Consider the following 4,023-nt stretch of genomic DNA (forward strand, 5'->3'; position numbering starts at 1 on the left):
TGGCTCGTGAGCCCGAAAGAACCCGGCGTCTTCTTGGCGAGGACCTCCTGGTTGCGCGCCCTCACTCCGGGCCCTACTCAACTCGCCACTTACTGGGCCTGGTACGTCATAGCAAGAGCGCTCGCCGACGATTGCTTGGTGACCACGCCCTACCCGGTCACGATCCGGACTCAATCCTCGAGTATCGTCGATGTATCGAGCGCGTATTCCAAATGGCTGAGAGTGCACTCTCCTGAGGCCGCTCGAAATCTACCGAACCTAGAGAGTCAATGGAAGCGCGTCCAGTTCGACATCATCCGCATGGCCGCCGAGAACTTTGTGCACATACTCCCTGCCGCTTACGCACATCTTGCGGTGCATTCGCACAAGTAGGCCGCGAAGAGAGCGTTGCTGATGCATTCTGAAGAACGAACCACAGAGAGCCCCGGCCGCCTGAAGATTGTCAAGTATCCGTGGCACACCGCCCACGACTACGAACTTTGCAAACTGCCTCACGAGCTCTCTCTCTTGCGGGGCACCCACCGCCGCTGGAAGCGTGCCCATCGGCCGATTCCAGCTCACGTGCGGTTCGTTGACTCTCTTGAAGATGAGAACTGGGACATCATGATTCTCCACGTCGACCAGTGGACGTGGCACGAAATCGACAAGCGGCGGCTGTTTATCAGGTATCGGGATCTACCGGGCCTCCGAAAAGTCATAATCAACCATGGTTGCAACATGGTTGATGGTTGCAACAGCGACCAGATGCGTGATCTGGTCCGTGACCACTTTGTCGTCTGCAACAGTTCGACCTCACATCGACTTTGGTCAATGCCGCGGTCGCGCTATATACACCACGGGATGTCGCCCAAAGAGTGGCCGCGCTCGAACTTCGGTCGAAACAACATCGTGGTCAATCAACCAAGTGGTTCTCTTCACGCGGCATACCGAAACAACGATGCTGTCACTACGTTCGAGCGCTCACGCAATCTATCGGTAGACTGGATAGGTCGAGACAGAAAGTTTGACTCCTTCGACACCTACCGGAGATTCCTGGGAACGTCGTCGATCTTCTTCAGTCCATCGTATGCGTCACCGAACCCTCGGGCCCGCACGGAAGCCATGCTTTGTGGTCTTGCGATAGTAACGACGAATTGCCACGGCGAAGAGAACTATATCGAACACGGAGTAAATGGCTTCGCGTCCAACGACATGGCGACGCTCTACGAAGCGCTGGACTTCTTGACAGCGAACCCGAAGGAGGCACGGCTCATCGGTGAGCGTGGTCGAGAAACGGCGCGACGGCTGTTTACTATCGACAAGTTTGTCATGCAGTGGAACGAAGTACTGATGGATGTTCTCACGGGCTGAGCCGTCGTGTCAGTCGCCAGCGCGGCGCAATACTCCACGCCTTCGCGAGAGCTCGAGCAATCTCAGCTAACTTGAGCTATCGCGGCAGCGGCGGCCGAGAAGCCGGATAGCGTAGACCTCTCGCTCCTTATGACTCTGGTTCTCGGGATCACGGCCGGACCGGGCAAGGCTAGCCTCGAAGTTCCGGAGCATGTCACAGAACATCAGGCACATCGCAAGCGCCGTCTCCTCCGTAACCACGCCGAGGCGTGTCTCTTCGCAGCGCAAGTACCTGAGAAGTTGGTTGTCGCCCCGGCGATGACTCGAGTACCCGGACGAAACCACCTCGAGGTCGTGAGCAGCAAATCGCCGGGCCATAGCCGATAGCGAAAATCCAAGGTGGTGGTGACCATCTTTATTCCATTGCCGAAGCCGCTCCGCTTCGAGGTAGGCTGGGTCGTCGAGTCGCGGGACTTCTGAGTAGAAGGGTGTATCAACGTACAAGTACCCGCTATTTCGCACTGACTTCGCAAGGCTTGCGAGAGCCGCGTCGGGGTCGGACACATGCTCTAGCGCCTGTATCGAGAAGACGAAATCGAAGGCATCTCGAGTAGTCTCCCAATTGAAGTCCTCGAAGGACACTTCAGCGAAGCTCATGAGCGAAGACGCTTTGATTGCATCGTCGTTGAAAACTGGAACGTACTTCCGACTCTGATCGAAGCAGCTCACCGATGCGTGCGGAAAAATGAGCGCGAGGAATACCTCATGGGAGCACGAACCGGAACCGAAGCTGCCGATTCGCTTCGGCACTATCCTGTTCTTCGTCATGAAGTCGATCATCGGGATGAACGACACAAGCAGGCGCGCGAGCGTATGATATCGAAACTTGGTCATGTGACCCAGCGCTGGCTCGAGCAGACTGGCCAGCGGCATCGATGAAGACTCGCTCGAAGAACACGGTTTGTTGGTCTGGTTAGCCATCACGTGTGTGGCAAGCCGGCTATACCCTCTTCCGAGGCAGACGGGCGGTGAAGGTGGCGACGGTTCGGAGTGCCGCCCTCCTCAGACTCATCACGGCTGCACAGTTGACAGCAGACATGCACCAGTGTGCCAACACTTCAGAGTCGACTCGAAGAGCCAGCTCGCTTGCTTTCTCGATCGAGGCTTCGTCGAACGTATCAACCACGATCCCGGAGATCCCGTCTTCGATTGTTTCTCGTGCTCCACCTAGAGCTGGCACGACCGGAACACACCCCGATGCCATCGCTTCCACGGCTGTTCTGCCGAAGGCTTGGTAATCGCTCAAGTCGAGAAAGAAGTGCGATGCGCGTAGAAGTGCGGCCACCTCCTCGCGCCGCAGGCTGCCGTGACATTAGACTCGTGGGTCGAGCACGATGCCCGCCTCCTCGAGCTCGTGACGACTGCAACCGAATGCGTGGGCTTCGACATCGTCGTGCTCCGACGCCAGCCAGCTCAAGATTCGCGCAGTCCGCGCGGGAGCACGGCGCGGGGTCGAGGGACGTAGCATCGCCGTGAACATGCGCGGACGGTCGGGCCGCTGGAAGTCGGGGTAGTAGGTGTCATGGTCGATGCTGGGCTCGACGAGCTCGACGCGGCGGCGGTGGTGGCGTTCGACCTGCTCGCAGAGCCAGCGTGTCTTGGCGAAGAGGATCATGTCGTCGATGGCTTCATACGAGGCCATCGCTTGGTTCCACATCTCGCTGTGAGGCTCGCAGAAGAGGGGCTCGTAGTCTTGGATGTAGTACGCGGGCCGAGGTCGCTCTCCGCGGGGAACGAGCTCGAGTGCCTCCTTGACGAGGTTCACGGATGTGAAGACCGTCGCGATGACGACGTCCGCACCAGCGATGGCGTCGGCGATGGTGTCGACGCCGTGGTAGGCGCACAGACCGATGCCACGAACGATGTCGAGCGCGTACTGGGTTCGGAACGACATCAGGTGCTTGGCAGGCACGAGCACGGCAACGTCGATGCCCATCTTCGCCATCTCCGCCCCCTCCTGAACGATGGAGTGCACGCCACCCCCGCCCGCCCGTGCAGGTAGCACGTAGACGATACGCTTCACTCGGTCACCTCGCCGACGAAGGCCTCACAGATGTGTCTCCGCACGTGCGCAAGACCGGGGTGATTCCGGAGCCCATGGTCTATGGCCGACCAGTCGACATCGGGGTGCTTTTCTTTCAGAGCTGCGATGCCGGCCTTGGTGAGCCCTCGGCGTCGATCGCCGAAGCTCCTGGACTTGGCATGGAAGACGTACAGGTCGTCGACGACACGCAGCTCGTGGCCGGCGGCCGCGAGTCGCAGGCACACGTCGTTCTCTTCGCCGTAGCCCACGGGGAAGTGGTGCTCGTCGAAGCCTCCAACCGACACGAGCGCCTCGCGACGGTAGGCCATGCAGAAGCCGTTGAGGATGGGGACCTCGGGATAGCTGGGCTCGCTCCAGGTCGACTGAAGCCACTGCTGAAACTCGTCGACGCTCAGTCCACCGGGTACCCGATTCACGAACCAACCGCGATGGGCGAAACGGTAGGGGACAGACTGCCAGCTCGCTGCGCTCGACAAGGGGCCGACCGCAGCAACACGGTCGGACGCATCGAAGGCCCGGAGGAGCCGTTCGTGCCAGCCGCGAGGGACGACCGCATCGCTGTTGAGGAAGACGACGTGGCGCGCGCTGGC

General features: G+C 59.7%; 6 protein-coding genes. 2 read left to right on the forward strand and 4 right to left on the reverse strand.

Annotated elements, in window-relative coordinates; translation table 11 throughout:
• Both RJQ01_RS06135 and RJQ01_RS06140 read left to right on the forward strand, forming a co-directional pair.
• Positions 1 to 372 (forward strand): hypothetical protein (locus RJQ01_RS06135; protein ID WP_350475851.1); only part of this gene is annotated, 372 nt, incomplete at its 5' end.
• Between the two features lie 21 nt (positions 373 to 393).
• On the forward strand, positions 394 to 1,350 hold the full coding sequence (locus tag RJQ01_RS06140; RefSeq protein WP_350475852.1) for a glycosyltransferase: 957 nt from the start codon (positions 394 to 396) through the stop codon (positions 1,348 to 1,350).
• A 66-nt stretch (positions 1,351 to 1,416) separates the two neighbouring features.
• Here RJQ01_RS06140 and RJQ01_RS06145 read toward each other — a convergent pair whose 3' ends face one another.
• The 4 genes from RJQ01_RS06145 to RJQ01_RS06160 all read right to left on the reverse strand — a co-directional run.
• Positions 1,417 to 2,223 (reverse strand): methyltransferase domain-containing protein, encoded by an 807-nt coding sequence (locus RJQ01_RS06145; RefSeq protein WP_350475853.1) that lies wholly within the window; start codon positions 2,221 to 2,223, stop codon positions 1,417 to 1,419.
• A gap of 106 nt (positions 2,224 to 2,329) precedes the next feature.
• Positions 2,330 to 2,689, reverse strand: coding sequence for a glycosyltransferase (locus RJQ01_RS06150; RefSeq protein WP_350475856.1), 360 nt, complete (start codon positions 2,687 to 2,689; stop codon positions 2,330 to 2,332).
• 12 nt (positions 2,690 to 2,701) lie between these two features.
• Positions 2,702 to 3,412, reverse strand: a complete 711-nt coding sequence (locus RJQ01_RS06155; protein WP_350475854.1) for a glycosyltransferase family protein — start codon at positions 3,410 to 3,412, stop codon at positions 2,702 to 2,704.
• Positions 3,409 to 4,023, reverse strand: a 615-nt coding sequence (locus RJQ01_RS06160) for a glycosyltransferase family 2 protein (RefSeq protein ID WP_350475855.1), incomplete at its 5' end; no start/stop codon positions are given. The genes RJQ01_RS06155 and RJQ01_RS06160, both read right to left, overlap by 4 nt.

This window comes from Microcella sp. (genome assembly GCF_040286215.1).
GTDB lineage: Bacteria > Actinomycetota > Actinomycetes > Actinomycetales > Microbacteriaceae > Microcella.